Below are 19323 nucleotides of genomic sequence, written 5' to 3' on the forward strand. Positions count from 1 at the left end.
TCTTCTTGTCCTGGCGTTCGCCGCAGGCATCGGCGTCGGCTACGGCCTGCGATCTCATCTTGTCGTCATGCACCGGGAAAAGCTCCGCCGCAGAATGTGAGCGGGTCAGGCGCGGTTAGGTGCTGCCGAGGAATCTGCGAACCTCGTCGAGAAAGATCGGCAGGCTGGGGTCCTGTTCGAGCGGGATATGGTTTTTGCCGGGCAGCGTGACGAACCGCGCACCGGGAATGGCTGCCGCCATCTCGCGGCCCGACGCAATCGGCACTCTGCTGTCATCGCGGACATGCATGACGAGGGTGGGTACCTTGACTTGCGGCAGCAGATCGCGGACGTCGAAATTTATAACAGTTTCCAGATATCTGACGGCGCATTCCGCCGACGCGCTGACGCGCTGGGCCTCGTTGAAGGCGTCCATCTGTTCCTTCGTCGCGGTGGGGATCATCGACGCCGTGAAGAGCTGGCGGAAGGTTGGCTGGTTCGCGCCCCAGCCGAGCTTCATCAGCGTTTTCATCGCGTCGAACTGCTCGCGCGCAGCGGGCGTCACGTTCGGGCTTTTGTAGACGCCGGCGGCAAACCCTCCATACAGGATCAGATGGGACACCCGTTCCGGATGCCGGATCGCGAACGCGATCGCGACCGCGCATCCCTGCGACAACGCCAATATCGGAAACCGGTCGAGGCCCGCCGCGTCGGCGACGCTCTCCATGTCGCTCACCCAGTGATCCAGCGAGATGTTGCCGACATCCCAATCCGACAGCCCGTTGCCGCGCGCGTCGAAGCGGACCAGCGAGAAGGTCGAGGCCAGCTCGAGCAGGAGGCGGCGAAAGATCGGCAGCTCCCAGTCGTATTCGAGATGTCCCAGCCAGTGCGCCGTTCGCAGCAAGGGCGGGCCGTTGCCGACCTTCGCAAAAGCCAGCCGGACGCCATCGGCGGCCCTGCAATAGCGGATCTCCTGCTTGAGGTTCGCGCCGGTCAGGATGCGCGCCGCCTTGGATGCGCCGTCATGAAGATCGATCGCAAAGACCTCGATCGGCCGTGCGATGTTCTTCAGGTTCTGGCGACCCATCTCGCGGAACTGAAGCCTGAGCTTGCCTTCGATCTGGTCGAGCACCTGCCTGGAAATACAGATGCCGCCGCTCGGCGCGATACTCTCCAGCCGGGCTGCGACATTGACGCCGTCACCGAAGATTTCGCTGCCATCCCCGATCACATCGCCGATGTTGATTCCGATGCGGAATTCGAGCCGGCTCTCGGCGGGCACGTTCGCGTTTCGCTCGATCATCGCGCGCTGGATTTCGACTCCGCACCGCACCGCGTCGACCGCACTGGCGAATTCCGCCAGCAATCCATCGCCGGCGGTGTTGATGATGCGTCCGCGGTGCTTCTTGATCCGCCGGTCGATCAGGTCGTGGCGGTGCGCCTTCAATTGTGCGTGGGTGCCTTCCTCGTCAGCGCCCATCAGCCGGCTATAGCCGGCGACGTCCGCGGCGAAAATGGCGGCCAGGCGGCGATCGACGTGCTTTTTGGTCACGGTCACCTCGCATCCGAGGCGGCCAGTTTAGGCGGGCCGGGCGGCAGTGGCCAGTGTGGGATCGCTGCTTCGAGCGCTGACTGGCCGACGCGGATTTCTTTGAACATGGAACATTGAAATTGTCGTCATTCTGGGGTGAAACTCCTGACACGGTTTGGTTTCGATGGTCATGGGGGTTCCAGCATGTTGGTATCTGCATTGAGGCATGGGGTGATTTGCGTTGCCCTGGTGTTCGCCTCTGGTGCCCAGGCGCAATCGGTTCCGAGCCGGGTCACCGGCGCAGCGGGTGGTGTGGCGGGATCTGTGCTGGGAGGCGCCGCTGGAACCGTCGCAGGTGGCGGCGCGAATCCTTATTCGGCGCTCAACGGTTCGGCAGGTGTAGGCGGCGACTGGAACGGCGGCTTAGGCGTTCGCGTCGGCGACAAGACCGTTATTCTGAAGGGCGCAGTTGGCGTCGATGACGGACGCAGCGGCGCATTCCGCGCCGGCGCCGGCGTGCCGTTCTAATTCGCAGGTCTGAAATCAATCCCGGGAATCGAAAAGGCGAGAGAGCCGGGGCTCTCTCGCCTTGATTCAACTTGGCGATTGAGATGCCGCCTTAAACTTCCCTGCGGCTCAGGAACGCCAGCCGCTCGAACAGATGGACGTCCTGCTCGTTCTTGAGCAGCGCGCCATGCAGCGGCGGGATCAGCTTGCGCGGATCGCGTTCGCGGAGCTGCTCCACCGTCATCTCCTCGTTGAGCAAGAGCTTGAGCCAGTCGAGCAGCTCCGAGGTCGACGGCTTCTTCTTGAGGCCCGGCACGTCGCGCACCTCGAAGAAGATCTTCATGGCTTCCTGCACCAGGCGCTTCTTGATGTCGGGGAAGTGGACTTCCACGATGGCGTTCATGGTGTCGATGTCGGGGAACTTGATGTAGTGGAAGAAACAGCGGCGCAGGAACGCGTCCGGCAGTTCCTTCTCGTTGTTCGAGGTGATCATGATGATCGGGCGCTGTGCCGCCTTGATGGTTTCGCCGGTCTCGTAGACGTGGAATTCCATCCGGTCGAGTTCGAGCAAGAGGTCGTTCGGGAATTCGATGTCGGCCTTGTCGATTTCGTCGATCAGCAGCACTGGGCGCTTCGCGCTGGTGAATGCCTCCCACAGCTTGCCGCGCTTGATGTAGTTGGAAATGTCGGACACGCGCGGATCGCCAAGCTGGCTGTCGCGCAGCCGCGACACCGCGTCGTATTCGTAGAGGCCCTGCTGCGCCTTGGTTGTGGACTTGATGTGCCAGGTCAGCAGCGGCGCATCGAGCGCCTGCGCGACTTCCTCGGCCAGCACGGTCTTGCCGGTGCCGGGCTCGCCCTTCACCAGCAACGGGCGTTCGAGTACGATCGCGGCGTTGACCGCGACTTTCAGATCATCGGTGGCGACGTAATTCTTGGTGCCGGTAAATTTCATCGAAGTCTGCCTTGTGATTTTTTTGTCTCTGGAGTGAATGCCGCCGCCGTGTCGTCAAACAAGAAGCGACCGCTTTGTGAGGCGGTCGCTTCCAAAACTGCTTAGTTCGTCAGGCCCGCCGGATCAATGACAGGATGACCAGAACGATGACGCCGCCAATGGCTGCGTTGATGATGGCGCGGACAATGCCGGTGCCGAGATTGATGCCGAGTTGCGGCAGCAGCCAGCCTGCGACGACCGCGCCGATGATGCCGATAACGATGTTCCCGAGCAGGCCGAAGCCGCCGCCTTTCACGATCAACCCGGCCAGCCAGCCGGCAATCGCGCCGACGATCAGCCAAACGATAATGGATTCAATGCCCATGAACGACACCCCTTGTTTTAAACGCGATTGCGTCCGTCGCCGGAACCATCGCGTCCCCGGTCAACGCCGCGAATCGTCTCCGGCTGGAGCGGTCCGGTGGCGTCAAACAACAGTTTAAATGAAATGGCACGGGGCGCTAGCGGGGGCTAGTGCTGTTTTTGAACGCAATCCAGCATTGCGGGGGAGGGTTTCCCGCCCAGCGAACGGGGCGAACCCTTGACGGGGGGATGGGCGCGGGCGATTTAAGACACATGTTCCTGCAATTCTTCACATCGCTGCGCGACGCGCAGGTTCCGGTCACGCTGCGCGAGTATCTGACGCTGATGGAGGCGCTCGACGCCAACCTCGCGGATCAGAGCGTCGAGCATTTTTATTATCTCGCGCGCACTTCGCTGGTGAAGGACGAGCGCAATCTCGACAAGTTCGACCGCGTGTTCGGCACGGTGTTCAAGGGGCTGGAAAGCCTGCTCGACGCCATGGAGAAAGCCGAGATCCCGGCGGAGTGGCTGCGCAAGGCGGCCGAGAAATATCTCACCGAGGAAGAGAAGAAACAGATCGAGGCCATGGGCTGGGACAAGCTCATGGAGACCCTCAAGAAGCGCCTCGAGGAACAGAAGAAACGCCACGAGGGCGGCAACAAGTGGATCGGCACCGGCGGCACATCTCCCTTCGGCGCCAACGGCTACAATCCCGAGGGCATCCGCATCGGCCAGGAGAAGAACCGCAACTTCTCCGCGGTCAAGGTCTGGGACAAGCGCGAGTTCAAGGATCTCGACGGCAACGTCGAACTCGGCATCCGCAACATCAAGGTGGCGCTGCGCCGCCTGCGCAAGTTCGCGCGCACCGGTGCGCCGGACGAACTCGATCTCGACACCACGATCAAGGAAACCGTGAACCACGGCTACCTCGATGTGCACATGCGCCCGGAGCGGCGCAACGCGGTGAAGGTCCTGATCTTCTTCGATATCGGTGGCTCGATGGACGGTCACATCAAGCAGGTCGAGGAACTGTTCTCGGCGGCGAAGACCGAGTTCAAGCACATGGAATATTTCTACTTCCACAACTGCCTCTATGAGGGCGTGTGGAAGAGCAACCGGCGGCGCTTCACCGACCGCACGCCGACCTGGGATATTCTGCACAAGTACCCGCACGACTATAAGGTCGTGTTCGTCGGCGACGCTTCGATGTCGCCGTATGAGATCGTGGTGCCGGGCGGTTCGGTCGAGCACGTCAACGAGGAGCCGGGCTCGGTCTGGCTGGAGCGGGTAACGCGGACCTATCCGCACGCGGTCTGGCTCAATCCCGTCGCGCGCAAGCACTGGGACTATTCGGAGTCCACAACGATCATCCGCCGGGCGTTCAATGAACGCATGTTCCCGCTGACGCTTGAGGGCCTCGAAGGCGCGATGAAGGAATTGACGCGGTAGGTTCTCCGCATTGTCATTCCGGGACGCGCTCTTTGCGCGGGCCCGGAATCTCGAAGAGTTCATCGGGCCGACTACTGGATTCCGGGTTCGCTCGCAAAAGCTCGCGCTCCGGAATGACGGAGATACTATTCTCGGTCTTCGCGGGGACGACTCGTTGAGAGAAACGTGGTAGGCTTTTCGTCCCGTTTTTATCAGCGAGTCCCCATGCCATCCACCATCACCCGCGGTTACAAGAAGCTGCTCGACGAGGCCAACGGGCAGGTCGAAACCATCAACGCGGCGGAAGCCGTCGAACGTTTTCCCAACGGCGGCGTCGGCCTGAGCGATGTGGTGATCGTCGATCTGCGCGATCCGCGCGAGATCGAGCGCGAGGGGCGCATTCCCGGCGCGTTTCACTGTCCGCGCGGCATGCTGGAATTCTGGATCGATCCGGAAAGTCCCTACGCCAAGCCGATTTTTCAGGAGGACAAGAAGTTTGTCTTCCAGTGCGCGTCGGGCTGGCGCTCCGCGCTGGCCGCCAAGACCGCGCAGGACATGGGGCTGTCTCCGGTCGCGCATCTCGGCGGCGGCTTCACTGCGTGGCGTGAAGCGGGCGGCCCGATCGAGAAGGTCGAGCCGAAGAAGAAGGATTGATCCGCGGCTTCATCGGCATCTCGAAGGCGGTAGAACTCTCGAACGGTGAGCAGAGGAACGCGAATGCTGGCCTACGTTCTCCATCGTTATGGCGGGTCTGATGGCGCGAAGCTGGAGGACGTGCCCGCGCCTTCGCCCGCGCCTCACGAAATTCTTGTGAAGGTTCGCGCCGCCGGGTTGAATCCGGTCGATTTCAAATTCCGCGAGGGAAAGCTTCGCGCGATTTACCGGCCCCGGCTGCCTTTCGTGCTTGGAAATGAACTGGCTGGCGAAGTGATTGCCGTGGGCAAGGATGTGAAAGCCTTTCGTCCGGGCGATCGTGTGTATGCACGCGTCGCGAAGGAAGGTGGCGGCGCGTTCGCCGAACAGGCATGTATCGACGCGGACTACGCCGCGCATATTCCGGCGAACATCGATTTCGTCACCGCCGCGGCGGTCCCCCTGGCGGGCCTGACCGCGTTGCAGGCGCTGCGGGACGAACTCAAGATCAAGCCGGGGCAGAAGGTCTTCATCTCAGGCGGTGCAGGCGGTGTCGGCACCTTTGCGATCCAGCTCGCCAAATGGCTTGGTGCGCATGTGACGACCACGGCATCGAAACGCGGCGAAGCCCTGGTGCGCTCGCTCGGCTGCGACGACATCATCGATTACACCTCGCAGGACATTGCGGAAGCCGGGCGTCAATTCGATGCGGGGTTCGATCTGATCGGCGGCGAGACGCTGGCGAAAATGTTCCGCATCATGAAGCCCGGCACCACGGTTGTTTCGGTCGGCGCACTGCCGGAGCCCGAGACGGCGATGAAGGATCTCGGCGGCCGGCGCTTTCTCGCATTCTTGTTCTGGATCATCAGCCTGAAAATCCGGCAGCAGGCCCGCGACGCAAACGTGACCTATCGCTATCTTTTCATGCATCCGAGCGGAGCCGGATTGTCCGAACTCGGCTCGTTGATCGAAGGCAGAAAGCTCAAGGTTATCCTCGATCGCACATTTCCATTTGCGCAGATTTCCGAGGCTCTCGCCTATGTCGAAAGCGGACGCGCGAAGGGCAAGGTCGTCGTCTCGATGGATGCCTGACGCACTTCACGTCCCGAAATTTCATTCAGCAGGAATTAGCATCAGCATGACAACCGATCCTCTCGTTTCCACCGAATGGCTGGCCGCGCACCTCAACGACCCGCGCGTGAAAATTATCGATGCGTCGTTCAAGCTGCCCGGCGTCACGCCGCTGCCGAAGGAGGATTATCTCCAGCAGCACATTCCGGGCGCTGTGTTCTTCGATGTCGACGCCGTGTCGGATCACTCAAGCTCGTTGCCGCATATGTTTCCGGACGCCGCGCAGTTCGGCCGCGATGTTGGTGCGCTCGGCATCGGCAACGACGATACCGTTGTGGTGTATGATGGTGGCGGCTGGGTCGCGGCGCCCCGCGCCTGGTGGATGTTCCTGTCGTTCGGGCACGCCAATGTGCGCGTGCTCGACGGCGGATTGAAGAAGTGGCTGCTGGAAGGCCGCACAATCGAGAGCGGCGAGGCGTTGCCTAAGCCCGCGACGTTCAAGGCGACGTTCGATGCGAAGCGCGTGCGTAGCATGGCGCAGCTGATCGGAAATCTTGAGAGCAAGGCCGAGCAGGTGATCGATGCGCGGCCGAGCGCGCGCTTCGAGGGCAGCGTGCCCGAGCCGCGCCCCGGTCTGCGCGGCGGACATATTCCCGGCGCGCGCAGCGTGCCTTACGCGGGCCTGTTCGATGCCAGCACCGGCGCGATGAAGTCGCTGGACGACCTGCGCGCGGCATTTTCCGGCGCGGGTGTCGATCTGAACAGGCCCATCGTCACGAGTTGCGGCTCCGGCGTGTCGGCGGGCGTGCTGACGCTGGCGCTGTACCGGCTCGGCATCGCCGACACGGCGCTCTACGACGGCTCATGGTCGGAGTGGGGCGAGCAGGGCGGGCCTCCGGTCGCGACGGGGCCGGCGTAGCCGGCAGCACCAGCATCCGATAGAAAACGCCGATGCACATTCGCCCCGCCGTTTTAAGTGATGCCGTGAAAGCCTGCGAGACCATGCGGCGCTCGATCGCCGAGTTGTGCGTCGCAGATCACCGGGGCGACACCGCGATTCTCGGCCGCTGGCTGGCGAACAAGACGCCGGATGTTTTCGCCGCGTGGCTCAAGGATACCGGCAACACGGTTCTGGTGGCGGACCGCGGCGGGCTGATTGCCTCTGTCGGGGCTGTGAACAACGACGGCGAGATCACGTGCAACTACGTGTCGCCGGATTTCCGGTTTCAGGGTGTGAGCAAAAGGATGCTTGCGGGTCTCGAAGGCGTCAGCCTCAAGCAGGGAAACGCCGGCGCGACGCTGTTCAGCACGAAGACCGCGCACGGGTTCTACCGCGCGGCAGGCTATCGCGACGGCGGAACGCCGTTCTTCAAGTTCGGTACGGAGAGCTATCCGATGTTCAAGCGGCTGACGGCTGTCTGATCCGGCGGCGCTGCGAACGATCCGCCCGCATTCAAGATGCCGTCAGCTACGCGGCGCGGTGCCGAACAGTCCGAACGGATCGGAGGCCTGTCCCTGCTGCTGCTGAATGGCGCGCGCGCGGGCGGCGGCCCGTGCGCGGGCGATCGCGGCGGCGCGGCGTTGCCGGATGGCGCGGACGTTGGTGCGCCTGACTTTCTTCACCACGGGACCGGGCAGCGTGGCGGATGCGGTGGCTTCCGACGATCGGTCGATCGCGGCGATCCTTTCCGTCGATCGCGGTTCGGAGGCTTCGCTCGCGCCTGATTTTTCCTCAAAGGATTTGGCCTCGAAGGATTTCGACTCGGACGCCGCCGCGGCACCCGCAGGCTTCGCGACTTCGGAGAGAGCGGCGGTTCTGGTTTCGGCAACTCTGGTTTCGGTGGTTTTGACGGTTTCGGTCTTGCCTTCGTCGGTGCTGGCTTGCTCGGTCGCGGATTGTTCGGATGGCGCAGGATCCACGACGCTGGCCTGCGCGTTCAGGGCGAACTGCACCGCCTGCGGCGCTGCAACCTGTTCGGTCTCCCCGGGCGCGTCGCTTCTGTCCTGCGGGATGTTTTGCGGGGTGACGATGTCCGGTGCAGCGAAGGACAGCCTGCGGTCCTGCGCGGCGGTCTCGGCTGCCTTGGCGTCCGGAAGATCGCGCGGGATGTCCCGGATGATCGCCTGCTGCCGCGGCTTATCCAGCGACGGCTTCGCCGCCAGCGCCTCGATCCGCAGCATTGCCAGTGTCGGCCCGCTCATTTCGAACTGCGGCGCGAGCACCGGCTGCTGGGCCAGCCGCCACGACGGCAGGTTCACGAATTCCTCATGCGCCGCGCGCAGCAGCGCCGCAGCCCCAAGGCCGAACACCAGCACGGAGACCGCGAGAACAACCGTTGCGAACAAAAACCGGAAACCGGGAAGCATGTCGGTTAAGTCCTGCCTTCAGTGACGAAAATCATCGAACCCAAACGGGACGCTTGCGAACACTGGAAAACACCACACCGGGAAAACGATACGCGGCACGCAAAAACGAGGCCGGAACACGGCTGGGATGGCAGGCAAAAGGCCGCGAATCAGGCCTGATGAAAGAATACCGCAAGCGGCAACACGGACCCGCAGAAAAGTTCAACCGCCCCCGGCACTTCGCCATATTGGCGGGAACCTGTTGCCCGGCTGCAATCTCGCGAAGATCTCGCGAAAAAGTCAGCCAATTCAGGCCATATTTTCCGGTAATGTCTTGAATGCGCCGCTATCCTGAGCGATCTGCCGTTAACGATACGGTGGCGGGTTACGCACTATACAAGGGGCATGATGTTCAATCGCCTTTCCAACTCTTTTGCGAGTTCTCTCGCGACGGCTTTTGCCGTCTCTGCAGTGGCTGGCCTGGCTGCACCTGCGGCCCTGGCGCAGTCTTATCCGCCGCCTCCCGGCTATTCACAGCCGATGCAGCCCGCGCCCTATGGCGCGCCGGGTGGTTATCGCGGCGACCGCGGCGTGCCCGATTTCGACCGGCTGGATGAAGACGACCGTTCCACCGCGCTGTCGCCTCCGGGCTATCAGCAGCAGCCGAATTACCAGCAGTCCGCTCCGCAGCAACAGAGCTACCAGCAGCCGGGACTGGACCCGCGCGGCCCGGTGATGTCGCCGGACGATCCGCGCTATGGCCGGCCAACCATTTATTCCGGGCCTTCGCCCGCCAATTCGGATCGCGGCCCTGCGCCGATCTACTCCGACCGTGGCCCGCCGCAGGGCGCCGATTTTACCGATCGTCCGCGTCCGCCGGGTGCAGTCGATAGTGGCGCGGCCAGCGCAGTTCAGCCGCAGCAGGGCGCTATCGGCAGCGATGGCCGTCCGCTGATGCTGTCGGCGCTGCCGCCCGAGGAGCAGCCGGAAACCGGCCCGCGCAAGGAGTTGCCGCCGAACCTGCGCAAGCAGGAAGTCTCCTATCCGACCAAGGAGCCTGCCGGCACCATCATCGTCGATACGCCGAACACGCACCTCTATTACATTCTCGGCAACGGGCGCGCGATCCGCTACGGCGTCCGCGTCGGCCGCGACGGCTTCACTTGGACCGGCGTGCAGAAGATCACCCGCAAGGCCGAGTGGCCGGATTGGCATCCGCCGACGGAAATGATCGAGCGCCAGCCCTACCTGCCGCGCTTCATGGCCGGCGGCGACGGCAACCCGATGGGCGCGCGCGCGCTCTATCTCGGCTCGACCGTGTACCGCATTCACGGCACCAACCAGCCGTCGACCATCGGCCAGTTCGTCTCGTCGGGCTGCATCGGCATGCTGAACGAGGATGTTACCGATCTGTTCGAGCGCACCAAGGTCGGCACCCGCGTGGTCGTGTTGCCGGGCGGCAAGCCGCCAGCGGTGGCGGCCGCGCAACCGATGCAGGGTCAGTCCATGCCAGGTCAGCCGATGTCGACAGGTCAGGCGATGTCGGGTCAGGCAATGGCAGGTTCGCCGCAGGGTGCGCCGGTCGGCGTTCCCAATCAGGGGCCGGCAGTCGTGCCGCCGCTGCCTGCTCCGGTCACGATCCGCTAAATCAGGTGTCAGATCGAATGAAAAATGCCCGCGCCTGTCGCGGGCATTTTTGTTTGGGCTCGCAGTGTCAAAGAAGCCTATCGACGGAGTTCCACGCTGTTGCCCGCGCGCTACAGTAACGACCTTCGACTCTCCTTAAGGTGCAGCCAGATTTTGTTGCATGTTTTTGAGGAATTTCATGAAAAAGCTTTTGATCGCTGCCGCCGTTGCCGCTCTTGGCGCAACCGGCGCGCACGCTGCCGACATCGCGCCGCGCCCCTATACAAAAGCGCCTCCATTGGCGGCTGTCTCAAGCTGGACGGGCTTCTACGCCGGCCTCAACGTCGGCTATGGCTTTAACGATCCGGTTGCGACCTTTGCGCCCAATGACGTTGTATCCGCGAACGTATTCAACTTTTCCAATCCAAACCCGGCGTCGTCAGTTGCATACGATGTCAAAGGCGTTCTTGGCGGCGCGCAGGTTGGTTACAATTGGCAGGTCTCGCCGAATTGGCTGATTGGTCTGGAAGCGGATTTTCAGGGCAGTGACATCAAGGGATCGGCGGCCACGCCCTACGCGCTAATCGGTCGACCCGGGCAAGTTAACGCCGAGCAGAATGTTGAATGGTTCGGAACGCTGCGCGCGCGCGCTGGATTGCTCGCGACTGACAAACTCCTCGTTTACGGAACGGGTGGCCTGGCTTACGGCTCGGTCCACGCAAACTCCACCCTCAGCAACACGATAGGCTATACCGCAACGGGTGGTGGCTTCGGTGCCGCGTGTCCTCCTGCTTCAGGAGCTTGCTACACGGGACCAACGACTAAAGTGATGACCGGGTACGCCGCTGGTGGCGGCTTTGAATACGCAGCCTGGCGAAATGTTTCTTTCAAAGCTGAGTATCTCTACGTCAATCTTGGACGTAGCAATATCACTTCGGCTGCCCCCGGCGTTCCCGGTAACGCAATTTCATCTTACAACACGCACTTCAGCGATCTTGACTTCCACGTCGTGCGCCTCGGCGCGAACTATCACTTCTGATTTTTTGATCCGTTAAACAGAAGCCCGGCCAAGACCTTAGAGTTTTGCCGGGCTTTTTGTTTGCGCATGACATGCAACTTTTCTGCATGTGCGATATTGATTGGATCACCGCAAACCGATGGGGAGATCCGCATGGCGGGGAACAAGGCACCCAAAAACATGGTCTGCATCTGGTACGACAAGGATGCCGAAGCGGCCGCGCGATTTTATGCGAGTGTTTTTCCGGACAGCTCAGTCACCGCCGTTCACAAGGCCCCGAGTGACTATCCGTCAGGCAAGGCGGGAGATGTCATCACGGTTGAATTCACGGTCGCCGGAATCCCGTGCATCGGCCTGAATGGCGGGCCGGTGTTTCAGCACAACGAGGCCTTCTCGTTTCAGATTGCGACCGACAACCAGGAAGAGACGGACCGGTACTGGAATGCGATCGTCGGAAACGGCGGGAAGGAAAGCGAGTGCGGCTGGTGCAGGGACAAGTGGGGCATCTCGTGGCAGATCACGCCGCGCGTTCTCACAGAGGCGCTGGCGATCGGCGGGGCTGAAGCCAAGCGCGCGTTCGACGCCATGATGACCATGAAGAAGATTGACGTGGCCACGATCGAGGCGGCGAGACGGGGATGAAGGCTTCGTCCATTCGTCGTTGCGAGGAGCGTAAGCGACGAAGCAATCCATATCCTTGCAAAGAGTGGATTGCTTCGCTTCGCTCGCAATGACGGGTGAGGCAGTTAGGTCATCACCCGCACCGGTGTGCCCTTGATCCACGCCGCGATGTCCTCGACCATGTCGGCATAGTAGCGGCTGTAGTTTTCCTGCGTGACGTAGCCGAGATGCGGCGTCAACACGACATTGTCGAGCTTCCGGATCGGATGATCGAGCGGAAGAGGCTCCTGCGAGAACGTGTCGAGGCCCGCACCCGCGATCTTCCTGCGCTGAAGCACATCCAGCAGCGCGGCTTCATCGACGATGGGCCCGCGCGCGGTGTTGATGAGATAGGCCGAAGGCTTCATCCGTTCGAGATCGGCGCGCCCGACCAGCCCGCGCGAGCGGCTGCTCAGCACCAGATGGATGGTGACGATGTCGGCTTTCGCGAATAACTCGTCCTTCGTCGCGTAGGTCACGCCCGCGGCGGCGCAGGCTTCCGGCGTCAGGTTCTGGCTCCATGCGATCACGTTCATGCCGAGGGCCTTTGCAATTGCCGCGACCTTCTGGCCGAGCTTGCCGAGGCCGACGACGCCGAGCGTCTTGCCCTCGACGTCCTCTCCCATAGTGACCTGCCACGATTGGCCCGCGTGCATCCGCGCATTCTCGAAGCCGATATGGCGGGTCAGTTCGAGCATCAGGCCGATGGTCAATCCGGCGGTGGCGTTGCCGAAACCGCCGGTGCCGCACACCGTGACGCCGCGTTCCTTGGCAGCGTCCATGTCGAAGGCGGCGTTCTTCATGCCCGATGTCAAAAGCAGCTTGAGGTTCGGCAGCGCGGTCAGCACCTCGCGGCTGAAAGCCGTGCGCTCGCGCATGGCGCAGACGATCTGAAAATCCTGCAAGGCGCGCACCGCGTCTTCGCTTGAAGCGAACGGCTTGTCGAACACGGTGATGCTGATCTTGTCTTTCAGCGATGACCAGCCGGCCAGTTTCAGGGCCACGTTCTGGTAGTCGTCGAGAATTGCGACGCGGTAGCTCATCGGGGCCTCGTTTTTTGTTCTTGGCTGGCGGGCATGCTGACGTGGCGGGACGGGGAATTCAACCCGTCATTGCGAGGAGGCGAAGCCGACGAAGCATCCATCGTCACTTCAATGCGAGGTCACAAAGTTGGATTGCTTCGCTGGCGCTTGCAATGACGTGATGAGAGATCGAGCGGATTACGCAAAGAAAAAGCGCCCCGGCTTTTTGCCGGAGCGCTTGTTCATCGGATGGGTGATCCTTACACGATGCCGAGGGCGCGCATGGACTCCGCGACGCGGATGAAGCCCGCCACGTTGGCGCCCAGCACGTAGTTGCCCGGCGATCCGTAGGTGTCGGCCATTTCGGCGCAGCGGTCGTGGATGCCGTGCATGATCGTGGCGAGCCGCGTTTCGGTCGCTTCGAACGTCCAGGAATCCCGCGAGGCGTTTTGCTGCATCTCCAGCGCGCTGGTTGCGACGCCGCCCGCGTTGGCCGCCTTGCCCGGCGCGAACAGGATGCCTGCGTCGATAAACAGCCGCACGGCTTCCGGGGTGGAGGGCATGTTGGCGCCTTCACCCACGGCGATCACGCCGTTCTTCAGCAGCGTGCGCGCGTCCTGGCCGTTGAGCTCGTTCTGTGTCGCGGACGGCATCGCCACATCGGCGGGCACGTCCCAGATCCGGCCGTTCGGAACGAAGGTCGCATTCTTGCCGCGCGCCTTCGCATAATCGGAGACGCGGCCGCGTTTGACTTCCTTGATCTCCTTGAGAAGAGCGATATCGATACCGGCCTCGTCGACGACGTAACCGTCGGAATCCGAACACGCGATGACACGGCCGCCGAGTTCGGACACCTTTTCCATCGTGTAGATGGAGACGTTGCCGGCTCCGGATGCGATCACCTTCTTGCCGTCGAAGCCTTGGCCGCGCGTGCGCAGCATACGTTCGACGAAATAGACCGCGCCGTAACCGGTGGCTTCGGTGCGCACCTGCGAGCCGCCCCATGCGAGGCCCTTACCGGTCAGCACGCCCGACTCGTAGCGATTGGTGATGCGCTTGTACTGGCCGAACATGTAGCCGATTTCGCGCTGGCCGACGCCGATGTCGCCGGCAGGCACGTCGGTATATTCGCCGAGATGGCGATAGAGCTCGGTGATGAAGGACTGGCAGAAGCGCATGATCTCGCCGGCGGAGCGGCCTTTCGGATCGAAGTCCGAACCGCCTTTGCCGCCGCCGATGGGCATCCCGGTGAGCGCGTTCTTGAACGTCTGCTCGAAGCCGAGAAACTTGATGGTGCCGAGATAGACGGTGGGATGAAACCGGATGCCGCCCTTGAACGGGCCGAGCGCGGAATTGAACTGCACGCGGAAGCCACGGTTGATCTGGACCTTGCCCTTGTCGTCGACCCACGGCACGCGGAAAATGATCTGTCGTTCTGGTTCGCAGATGCGCTCGATCAGCGCGTCCTCTGCATAATGCGGATGTTTGGCGACAACCGCTCCGAGGCTGTCGAGGACTTCCTTGACGGCTTGGTGGAATTCTTCCTCGCCCGGATTGCGGCGTAGTACGTCAGCGAAAATCGGCTGAAGTTTTTCATCGAGCATTTAATCTTACACCTATGGTTTTTTAGGTACGACAACGCGCGACCGCAGGCGAAGAGGGTTCCTCTTCGCCTGCGGTTGAAAAGCTGTCGTTTGCGCCCGGCGCGCGCTGATGTCCTACGAACCATGCAGGGCAGCGTCAATCTATGCGCTGTGCGAGGATTCAGTCCCTCTCGCGGCATAGCTCGCGAGGCGCGGAACGTCGTTTTCAGCGAGCAAAGTGAGCAAATTGTGCGGTTTTACCACCGCACGGCGTCCGTCAGACGCGGTGCTGCTTCTGCTTGCTGGCGCACGCCGGTCCGGGTCCGCGCATGTAGTGCCGCTCCGGATGGTAGGATGTGAAGGCGGTCTGGGCGAACTCGTGGCAGAAGGTCACGATCTCGGCAATCAATCCCTTGTTGGAGGAACCGGCCGGGGCGCGCGCGGTGACGTCCGCGATGCGGGATGCAATCGATGGGCTCTGCGTCGTCATGGCTTCTGCTCGACGATCTGTTGTTCGACGCTGCCAATTCGTCGCGGCGCGCCAGTTCGCGGTTCGATTTTGAAGGATGTGGGGGAATCGATTAAAAAGCGGTGTTTGCCCCGGCAACGGCCTGACGACGCGGGAAATTCCGCCTGTTAGGCTTTCCAAATCGCTACTTCCCGGGGGCTCGCCGGTTGCCCTTTGCGGTTCCCGCAGTTACATCAACGGCAGCAAATTCCCGCGTATTCCCGCTCAAATCTGACGGTTCCAAGGATCACGATGGCTCGCCAGTTCGTCTACTTCATGCAGGGTCTGTCCAAGGCCTACCCGACCCGCAAGGTGCTCGATAACGTCCATCTCTCGTTCTATCCGGACGCCAAGATCGGCGTGCTCGGCGTCAACGGCTCGGGCAAGTCGACGCTGCTCAAGATCATGGCCGGCATCGACAAGGATTATAACGGCGAGGCGTGGGTCGCCGAGGGCGCGCGCGTCGGCTACCTCGAACAGGAGCCGCAGCTCGATCCCGCCTTGTCCGTGCGCGAGAACGTGATGCTCGGCGTCGCCAAGCAGAAGGCGATCCTCGATCGCTATAACGAACTGGCGATGAACTACTCCGAAGAGACCGCCGACGAGATGACCAAATTGCAGGACGAGATCGAGGCCGCGGGCCTGTGGGATCTCGACAGCAAGGTCGATCAGGCGATGGACGCGCTGCGCTGTCCGCCGGACGATGCGGACATCTCCAAGCTGTCAGGCGGCGAAAAGCGCCGCGTCGCGCTGTGCAAGCTGCTGCTCGACCAGCCGGACCTCTTGCTGCTGGACGAGCCGACCAACCATCTCGATGCGGAATCCGTGTCTTGGCTGGAAGGCCATCTGCGCAATTATCCCGGCGCGATCCTGATCGTGACCCATGACCGCTACTTCCTCGACAACGTGACGAGCTGGATTCTCGAACTCGACCGCGGCAAGGGTATTCCCTACGAGGGCAACTATTCGCAGTGGCTGGTGCAGAAGCAGAAGCGTCTGGCGCAGGAAGGCCGCGAGGATGTTGCGCACCAGAAGACACTGGAGCGCGAGCAGGAATGGATCGCCTCGTCGCCGAAGGCGCGTCAGGCCAAGTCCAAGGCGCGCTATCAGCGCTACGAGGACCTGCTCAAGCAGGCCAGCGAGAAGCAGACCCAGACCGCGCAGATCACCATTCCGGTCGCTGAACGTCTCGGCCAGAACGTGGTGGACTTCGAAGGGCTCTCGAAGGGCTTCAACGACCGCCTCCTGATCGACAACCTGACCTTCAAGCTGCCGCCCGGCGGCATTGTCGGCGTGATCGGCGCCAACGGCGCGGGCAAGACCACGCTGTTCAAGATGATCACCGGACAGGAAAAGCCGGATGCCGGCACCATCACGGTGGGCGAGTCCGTGCATCTCGGCTACGTCGATCAGTCGCGCGACGCGCTCGACGGCAAGAAGACCGTGTGGGAGGAAATCTCCGGCGGCAACGATCTGATCCTGCTCGGCAAGCGCGAGGTCAATTCGCGCGGCTACTGTTCGTCGTTCAACTTCAAGGGCGCGGACCAGCAGAAGAAGGTCGGCGCGCTGTCAGGCGGCGAACGCAACCGCGTGCATCTTGCCAAGATGCTGCGCTCGGGCGCCAACGTGCTGCTGCTCGACGAACCGACCAACGATCTCGACGTCGACACGCTGCGCGCGCTGGAAGAGGCGCTGGAGGATTTCGCCGGTTGCGCCGTCATCATCAGCCATGACCGCTGGTTCCTCGACCGCATCGCGACCCACATGCTGGCGTTCGAAGGCGACAGCCATGTCGAATGGTTCGAAGGCAACTTCCAGGATTACGAGAAGGACAAGCTGCGCCGTCTCGGCCAGGATGCGGCGATCCCGCATCGCGTGAAGTACAAGAAGCTGACGCGTTGAACGCGCCGCTGGACAGCGACCTCGATGCGCAGGAGCGTGCGCTCCTCGCCATCGACGTTGCCTGGGTCCAGTGGCGGTCGGAATTCCGGAAGAGGTTGTTCACCGACGGCGTTCTCGAGCGCCCGTTGCGCAGCGTGTTCGAGGCCGACATGATTTTCAGCATCGTCGCGCACCACGCGCTGAAGGGGCGGCCGGTCACGCTGAAGGAGCTTGCGACATATTTCGGCATGATTGCCACCGAAGCCACCGTCTCCCGGCACATCGACGACATGGCGAAGAGCGGGCTTGTCGAGCGCCGCATCGACGCGGGCGACCGCCGCCGCATGTTCCTGGTGCCGACGCGGCGGCTCGAAGGCCTCGGCCATGAATTTCAGCAGGCTCGGCTGCGCATCATGCGTGAGAACGGTTTTATCTGGAACGGCGGCAACGTGACGGGGTGAGGGACGATGGGGGGCGACGACAAGACACTGACATCCGAAGAAATCGGAGCGACTACGACGGAGACATTCCATTTGAGCGAGTGCACGATCGATGCACAGGAGCGCGCGGCGCTGGCTATCGACATCGCTTACGTTCAGTGGCGCGCAGACTTCCGGCGCACGATGATCGCCTCCGGCGTGCTGAACCGGCCGTGGCGCAGCGTGTTCGAGGCCGACATGATGTTCAGCATCGTCGCGCATCGCTGGCTCGCCGAACGTCCGATCACGCACAAGGAGCTTGCGACCTATTTCGAATTGTTCGTCACCGAAGCAACCGTCTCGCGCCATCTCGATGACATGGAAGAAAGCGGCATGATCGTGCGCCAGGTCGATCCCGACGATCGCCGCCGTATCTTTCTGCTGCCGACGCGGCGTCTGGAAACCATCGGTCACGGATACCTGCAGGCGCGAATCCGTATCATGCGCGATCACGGCTTTGTGTGGACCGGTGAGAGCGCCATCGACAGCAAAACTGCAATCGATCCCGCGTGAATCCGGCGGCCTGCGCCGCTAAGGAGTGATCTTTCCAAACAAGGGGACAGATCATGATTTTGCGATTCATCGCGTTTGCACTCACGCTTCTTTTGCTGACGCCGGGCTCGGTGTTGTCGACGATGGCTGACGATGTCGGCTTGTCGCCGGCGCAGCGGGCGGCGAACATCAAGGCCTATGAGGCGCGCAAGGCGCAGGGAGCGGCGGATACGCGCGGGCGCGGCGCGGGTCAGCAGTCGCAGCGGGTGCAGAAGCAGCAGCAACAGGCGATGGAGCGCGCCAGGCGATGCCAAGAGGCCGTGACCAGCGCGCAGAATACGGCGGTGGGCACATCCGTGCTGTCGAGCGCGGTCGGCTTCCTGCCGTTCGGCGGCGCTGCATCCGGCATGGCGAGCGCCGCGGCGAACGTGGGTGCGTCGGCGGCCGGCGAAATCGCGCGCCAGAAGGCTGACGCCGCCGTGCAGGGTAATTGCGGCGGCTGAGCTTCAGCTGGACTTTGCGAACCATTGCACTAGGCGCGTTTCATCTCGCGCGCGAACGGGCTGAGACCCAGCCACTTCTGAATCGAGCGGGCGATCACAGGGTCGCCCGCGACGTCGAGGCGGCCGGCTTCGGTCTCCGTCTTCACCGTGGTGATGCCCATCCAGATCGCGGTCATCACGCGCAGCGGCCCTTTCACCGTGAGGTCGATCTCGTGTCCCGGATTCACCAGGCAGAGGTCGACGGCACCGCTGTCGATGACCAGCCACCAGAAGCGCCGCGGGCCTTCCAGATCGGGATAATGGAAGAACACGGTGCAGCGTTTCGGCGGCAGCGGCTTCGGATTGAGATTGCGGCGCATGTCCCACATCAGCAGCGACGGATCGAGATTGCGCAGCGTCAGTTTGGAGTCCACCCAGCGCTGTCCCCAGTTCCCGAGTGACATCACCACGGGACGCAGGTCCTCGCCGGCGGGCGTGAGGACGTAGTCGGTCTTGCCCGGTCCGCGTGTCTGGAGAATTCCGGCTTTCTCAAGCTCCTTTAGCCGCTTGGACAGCAGCGTCGGCGACATGCGCGGCACGCCGCGCCGGATGTCATTGAACTTCGTGCTGCCGCACAGCAACTCGCGCAGCACCAGCGGCGTCCAGCGTGCGCAGAAAATTTCCGCGCCCATGGCCACGGGACAAAACTGGCCGAAGCTGCCTTCCACCTCAGTCCTCCGGCGATTTTCATTGAGCATCTTCAGGCTAGGACCGGGCCTT

The 19323-nt window shown here is 62.4% G+C and carries 21 protein-coding genes; 13 read left to right on the plus strand and 8 right to left on the minus strand.

The genetic code is table 11. The features are described from left to right. Positions 1–115: 115 nt before the first annotated feature. Positions 116–1531: an alpha/beta fold hydrolase gene (locus AC1RKJ_RS18920; RefSeq protein WP_492792449.1), complete on the minus strand. Its 1416-nt coding sequence runs from the start codon at positions 1529–1531 to the stop codon at positions 116–118. Positions 1532–1741: 210 nt separating this feature from the next. Between AC1RKJ_RS18920 and AC1RKJ_RS18925 the strand changes: the two genes are divergently transcribed. Continuing rightward, entirely contained in the window at positions 1742–2038 is a 297-nt protein-coding gene (locus tag AC1RKJ_RS18925; RefSeq protein ID WP_492792450.1) for a hypothetical protein, read from the plus strand. A gap of 91 nt (positions 2039–2129) precedes the next feature. Here AC1RKJ_RS18925 and AC1RKJ_RS18930 read toward each other — a convergent pair whose 3' ends face one another. Both AC1RKJ_RS18930 and AC1RKJ_RS18935 read right to left on the minus strand, forming a co-directional pair. Then, positions 2130–2972: an AAA family ATPase gene (locus tag AC1RKJ_RS18930; protein WP_492792451.1), complete on the minus strand. Its 843-nt coding sequence runs from the start codon at positions 2970–2972 to the stop codon at positions 2130–2132. Between the two features lie 109 nt (positions 2973–3081). Further along, positions 3082–3336 (minus strand): GlsB/YeaQ/YmgE family stress response membrane protein, encoded by a 255-nt coding sequence (locus tag AC1RKJ_RS18935; protein ID WP_492792452.1) that lies wholly within the window; start codon positions 3334–3336, stop codon positions 3082–3084. Between the two features lie 251 nt (positions 3337–3587). On the opposite strand from AC1RKJ_RS18935, the gene AC1RKJ_RS18940 reads away from it, so the two are divergent. The 5 genes from AC1RKJ_RS18940 (at position 3588) to AC1RKJ_RS18960 (ending at position 7868) form a co-directional block, all read left to right on the plus strand. After that, positions 3588–4763 (plus strand): vWA domain-containing protein, encoded by a 1176-nt coding sequence (locus AC1RKJ_RS18940; protein WP_492792453.1) that lies wholly within the window; start codon positions 3588–3590, stop codon positions 4761–4763. Positions 4764–4967: 204 nt separating this feature from the next. Beyond that, positions 4968–5396 (plus strand): rhodanese-like domain-containing protein, encoded by a 429-nt coding sequence (locus AC1RKJ_RS18945; protein WP_492792454.1) that lies wholly within the window; start codon positions 4968–4970, stop codon positions 5394–5396. 63 nt (positions 5397–5459) lie between these two features. Beyond that, positions 5460–6467 (plus strand): NADP-dependent oxidoreductase, encoded by a 1008-nt coding sequence (locus AC1RKJ_RS18950; protein ID WP_492792455.1) that lies wholly within the window; start codon positions 5460–5462, stop codon positions 6465–6467. A 46-nt stretch (positions 6468–6513) separates the two neighbouring features. Next, positions 6514–7365 carry a 3-mercaptopyruvate sulfurtransferase gene (sseA, locus tag AC1RKJ_RS18955; RefSeq protein WP_492792456.1) on the plus strand — a complete coding sequence of 284 codons (852 nt, stop codon included), beginning with the start codon at positions 6514–6516 and terminating at the stop codon, positions 7363–7365. 32 nt (positions 7366–7397) lie between these two features. Continuing rightward, positions 7398–7868 carry a GNAT family N-acetyltransferase gene (locus tag AC1RKJ_RS18960; RefSeq protein WP_492792457.1) on the plus strand — a complete coding sequence of 157 codons (471 nt, stop codon included), beginning with the start codon at positions 7398–7400 and terminating at the stop codon, positions 7866–7868. 42 nt (positions 7869–7910) lie between these two features. Here the strand turns inward: AC1RKJ_RS18960 and AC1RKJ_RS18965 are convergent, their stop codons facing one another. Next, positions 7911–8813, minus strand: coding sequence for a hypothetical protein (locus AC1RKJ_RS18965; protein WP_492792458.1), 903 nt, complete (start codon positions 8811–8813; stop codon positions 7911–7913). A gap of 387 nt (positions 8814–9200) precedes the next feature. Between AC1RKJ_RS18965 and AC1RKJ_RS18970 the strand changes: the two genes are divergently transcribed. The 3 genes from AC1RKJ_RS18970 (at position 9201) to AC1RKJ_RS18980 (ending at position 12078) form a co-directional block, all read left to right on the plus strand. Further along, a complete protein-coding gene (locus tag AC1RKJ_RS18970; RefSeq protein ID WP_492792800.1) occupies positions 9201–10439 on the plus strand; it encodes a L,D-transpeptidase in 1239 nt (412 codons plus the stop codon). Between the two features lie 178 nt (positions 10440–10617). Further along, entirely contained in the window at positions 10618–11457 is an 840-nt protein-coding gene (locus AC1RKJ_RS18975) for an outer membrane protein (RefSeq protein ID WP_492792459.1), read from the plus strand. A gap of 132 nt (positions 11458–11589) precedes the next feature. Further along, positions 11590–12078 carry a VOC family protein gene (locus tag AC1RKJ_RS18980; protein ID WP_492792460.1) on the plus strand — a complete coding sequence of 163 codons (489 nt, stop codon included), beginning with the start codon at positions 11590–11592 and terminating at the stop codon, positions 12076–12078. A gap of 104 nt (positions 12079–12182) precedes the next feature. Here AC1RKJ_RS18980 and AC1RKJ_RS18985 read toward each other — a convergent pair whose 3' ends face one another. The 3 genes from AC1RKJ_RS18985 to AC1RKJ_RS18995 form a co-directional block, all read right to left on the minus strand. Further along, positions 12183–13139, minus strand: a complete 957-nt coding sequence (locus AC1RKJ_RS18985) for a D-2-hydroxyacid dehydrogenase family protein (protein ID WP_492792461.1) — start codon at positions 13137–13139, stop codon at positions 12183–12185. A gap of 239 nt (positions 13140–13378) precedes the next feature. Further along, positions 13379–14722: an NADP-specific glutamate dehydrogenase gene (gdhA, locus tag AC1RKJ_RS18990; RefSeq protein WP_492792462.1), complete on the minus strand. Its 1344-nt coding sequence runs from the start codon at positions 14720–14722 to the stop codon at positions 13379–13381. Positions 14723–14978: 256 nt separating this feature from the next. After that, on the minus strand, positions 14979–15191 hold the full coding sequence (locus tag AC1RKJ_RS18995; RefSeq protein ID WP_492792463.1) for a hypothetical protein: 213 nt from the start codon (positions 15189–15191) through the stop codon (positions 14979–14981). Positions 15192–15461: 270 nt separating this feature from the next. Here AC1RKJ_RS18995 and ettA point away from each other — a divergent pair, with 270 nt between their 5' ends. The 4 genes from ettA to AC1RKJ_RS19015 are packed head-to-tail and all read left to right on the plus strand — an operon-like array spanning position 15462 to position 18564. Then, positions 15462–17111 carry an energy-dependent translational throttle protein EttA gene (gene ettA, locus AC1RKJ_RS19000; protein ID WP_492792464.1) on the plus strand — a complete coding sequence of 550 codons (1650 nt, stop codon included), beginning with the start codon at positions 15462–15464 and terminating at the stop codon, positions 17109–17111. Continuing rightward, positions 17108–17551: a MarR family winged helix-turn-helix transcriptional regulator gene (locus AC1RKJ_RS19005; protein WP_492792465.1), complete on the plus strand. Its 444-nt coding sequence runs from the start codon at positions 17108–17110 to the stop codon at positions 17549–17551. The genes ettA and AC1RKJ_RS19005 overlap by 4 nt, the downstream gene beginning before the upstream one ends. A gap of 6 nt (positions 17552–17557) precedes the next feature. Then, positions 17558–18082 carry a MarR family winged helix-turn-helix transcriptional regulator gene (locus tag AC1RKJ_RS19010; RefSeq protein ID WP_492792466.1) on the plus strand — a complete coding sequence of 175 codons (525 nt, stop codon included), beginning with the start codon at positions 17558–17560 and terminating at the stop codon, positions 18080–18082. Between the two features lie 53 nt (positions 18083–18135). Beyond that, the gene (locus tag AC1RKJ_RS19015) at positions 18136–18564 is read left to right on the plus strand and encodes a hypothetical protein (RefSeq protein WP_492792467.1); all 429 of its coding nucleotides are present in this window, start codon (positions 18136–18138) and stop codon (positions 18562–18564) included. A gap of 29 nt (positions 18565–18593) precedes the next feature. Here AC1RKJ_RS19015 and AC1RKJ_RS19020 read toward each other — a convergent pair whose 3' ends face one another. Continuing rightward, on the minus strand, positions 18594–19301 hold the full coding sequence (locus AC1RKJ_RS19020) for a winged helix-turn-helix transcriptional regulator (protein WP_492792468.1): 708 nt from the start codon (positions 19299–19301) through the stop codon (positions 18594–18596). Positions 19302–19323 lie beyond the last annotated feature (22 nt).

Source organism: Afipia sp. GW822-FHT04G07, assembly GCF_058800765.1.

What these genes read in the sequence shown, in the direction of transcription:
- AC1RKJ_RS18930 (WP_492792451.1), bottom strand. Translation starts at nt 2,972, where the DNA reads ATGAAATTTACCGGCACCAAGAATTACGTCGCCACCGATGATCTGAAA.
- AC1RKJ_RS18935 (WP_492792452.1), bottom strand. Translation starts at nt 3,336, where the DNA reads ATGGGCATTGAATCCATTATCGTTTGGCTGATCGTCGGCGCGATTGCC.
- AC1RKJ_RS18940 (WP_492792453.1), top strand. Translation starts at nt 3,588, where the DNA reads ATGTTCCTGCAATTCTTCACATCGCTGCGCGACGCGCAGGTTCCGGTC.
- AC1RKJ_RS18945 (WP_492792454.1), top strand. Translation starts at nt 4,968, where the DNA reads ATGCCATCCACCATCACCCGCGGTTACAAGAAGCTGCTCGACGAGGCC.
- AC1RKJ_RS18950 (WP_492792455.1), top strand. Translation starts at nt 5,460, where the DNA reads ATGCTGGCCTACGTTCTCCATCGTTATGGCGGGTCTGATGGCGCGAAG.
- sseA (WP_492792456.1), top strand. Translation starts at nt 6,514, where the DNA reads ATGACAACCGATCCTCTCGTTTCCACCGAATGGCTGGCCGCGCACCTC.
- AC1RKJ_RS18960 (WP_492792457.1), top strand. Translation starts at nt 7,398, where the DNA reads ATGCACATTCGCCCCGCCGTTTTAAGTGATGCCGTGAAAGCCTGCGAG.
- AC1RKJ_RS18965 (WP_492792458.1), bottom strand. Translation starts at nt 8,813, where the DNA reads ATGCTTCCCGGTTTCCGGTTTTTGTTCGCAACGGTTGTTCTCGCGGTC.
- AC1RKJ_RS18970 (WP_492792800.1), top strand. Translation starts at nt 9,201, where the DNA reads ATGTTCAATCGCCTTTCCAACTCTTTTGCGAGTTCTCTCGCGACGGCT.
- AC1RKJ_RS18975 (WP_492792459.1), top strand. Translation starts at nt 10,618, where the DNA reads ATGAAAAAGCTTTTGATCGCTGCCGCCGTTGCCGCTCTTGGCGCAACC.
- AC1RKJ_RS18980 (WP_492792460.1), top strand. Translation starts at nt 11,590, where the DNA reads ATGGCGGGGAACAAGGCACCCAAAAACATGGTCTGCATCTGGTACGAC.
- AC1RKJ_RS18985 (WP_492792461.1), bottom strand. Translation starts at nt 13,139, where the DNA reads ATGAGCTACCGCGTCGCAATTCTCGACGACTACCAGAACGTGGCCCTG.
- gdhA (WP_492792462.1), bottom strand. Translation starts at nt 14,722, where the DNA reads ATGCTCGATGAAAAACTTCAGCCGATTTTCGCTGACGTACTACGCCGC.
- AC1RKJ_RS18995 (WP_492792463.1), bottom strand. Translation starts at nt 15,191, where the DNA reads ATGACGACGCAGAGCCCATCGATTGCATCCCGCATCGCGGACGTCACC.
- ettA (WP_492792464.1), top strand. Translation starts at nt 15,462, where the DNA reads ATGGCTCGCCAGTTCGTCTACTTCATGCAGGGTCTGTCCAAGGCCTAC.
- AC1RKJ_RS19010 (WP_492792466.1), top strand. Translation starts at nt 17,558, where the DNA reads ATGGGGGGCGACGACAAGACACTGACATCCGAAGAAATCGGAGCGACT.
- AC1RKJ_RS19015 (WP_492792467.1), top strand. Translation starts at nt 18,136, where the DNA reads ATGATTTTGCGATTCATCGCGTTTGCACTCACGCTTCTTTTGCTGACG.
- AC1RKJ_RS19020 (WP_492792468.1), bottom strand. Translation starts at nt 19,301, where the DNA reads ATGCTCAATGAAAATCGCCGGAGGACTGAGGTGGAAGGCAGCTTCGGC.